The following is a 1,574-nucleotide window of genomic DNA, read 5'->3' on the forward strand; positions in this document are numbered from 1 at the left end:
CCCTCTCTGTCAACATGGGTTGAGGCACCCGCCCCCTGATAAATAGTGACCCGAGGGCGGGGATGGAGAGATTCCCCGAAATGACGAACAAAGTGACGACGTTGGCTCGAGCGACCGGGATCGAAGATCCTGGTCGGGTGGATGGCGCTGGAACGCAACGTCCCGATCCCGAGGTGCCCGAACGCGCCCGCCGGCGAACGTTCACCGCAAAGTACAAGCTGCAGGTTCTGGACGCCTACGACGCAGCGCCCGACGGCGAGAAGGGCGCGGTGCTGCGCCGTGAGGGCCTGTATTCCAGCCACATCGTGGAGTGGCGCAAAGCCCGCGATGTCGGTGCGTTGGCGGGGTTGGCGGCCCCGCGTGGCCGCAAGCGGCGCGATGCGGCGGCCGAGCAGATCGCCCGCCTGCAAGCAGAAAAGCAGCGACTAGAGCAGGAGTTGGCCAAGACCCGCGCCGTGGTGGCTGTGCAGGCAAAACTGCACGCGCTCTTGGAGACTCTCTCCGAGAGCGCGGACACCGAGTCGAGGTCGACGCGATGATCGACCAGGCTGTCATGGAACTCAAACCCCTGGTGGGGGTGCGCAAAGCCTGCGATGCGCTCGGAGCCTCGCAGGCCGGCTACTGGCGGCGGCATCGGCAAAGCCCAGCCCCGCAGCGGCCGGCACCGATCCCGCACCGCCAACGCCACCAGCCGCGTGCGCTGAGCGCTGCTGAGCAGCAGGCGATCCTCGACGTGCTGCACAGCGACCGATTCGCCGACTTGGCACCGGCTGAGGTGTGGGCCACCCTGCTCGATGAGGGCGTCTACCTGGGCTCGCAGTCGACGTTTTATCGGCTGCTGCGCCAAGCCGGGGAGGTGCATGAGCGCCGCGCCCAGGCCGCGCATCCGGCGAAGGTGAAACCCGAGCTGGTGGCCAGCACCCCAAATGAGGTGTGGTCGTGGGACATCACGAAATTGCACGGCCCAGCGAAGTGGACCTACTTCTACCTGTACGTGATCTTGGACATCTTCTCCCGCTATGTCGTTGGCTGGATGGTCGCGCACCGTGAATCGGCGGCGCTGGCCGAGGTGTTGATTCGCCAAACCTGCGCCAAGCAGGGGATCGACCGTGCCCAGTTGACGATCCATGCCGACCGTGGCAGTTCCATGACCAGCAAGCCGGTGGTGTTCCTGCTGGCCGATCTTGGGGTCACCCAGTCACATTCGCGACCACGCGTCTCCAACGACAACCCGTTCAGCGAGGCCCAGTTCAAGACCTTGAAGTACCGGCCCGACTTCCCCGGCAGGTTCGGCTCAATCGAAGACGCCCGAAGGCACTGCCAGGACTTCTTCGCCTGGTACAACAACGAGCACCGCCACACCGGAATCGGCCTGCACACCCCCGCTGACGTCCACTACGGCCTGGCCGAGGCGGTCCGCGACAAACGCGCCAGCGTACTCGACGCCGTCTACGCCGCACACCCCGAACGGTTCGTCCGCAAACCGCCCGAACCGCCGAAGATCCCCGAGTCCTCGTGGATCAACCGACCCGATCAACCAGAGGAGACCACTCAGTAAATACCGCGCAACGGTG

General features: G+C 65.4%; 1 protein-coding gene. It reads left to right on the top strand.

What is annotated here, in order from left to right; all coding sequences use genetic code 11:
- Nucleotides 1-119: 119 nt before the first annotated feature.
- A protein-coding gene (locus tag AC2VON_RS26295) for an IS3 family transposase (protein ID WP_486955440.1) occupies nt 120-1,558 on the top strand; the annotation gives its coding sequence in 2 pieces (ribosomal slippage) (nt 120-471 and nt 471-1,558; 1,440 coding nt in all).
- Nucleotides 1,559-1,574 lie beyond the last annotated feature (16 nt).

The sequence above is a fragment of the Mycobacterium sp. TH-M82 genome, assembly GCF_057473605.1.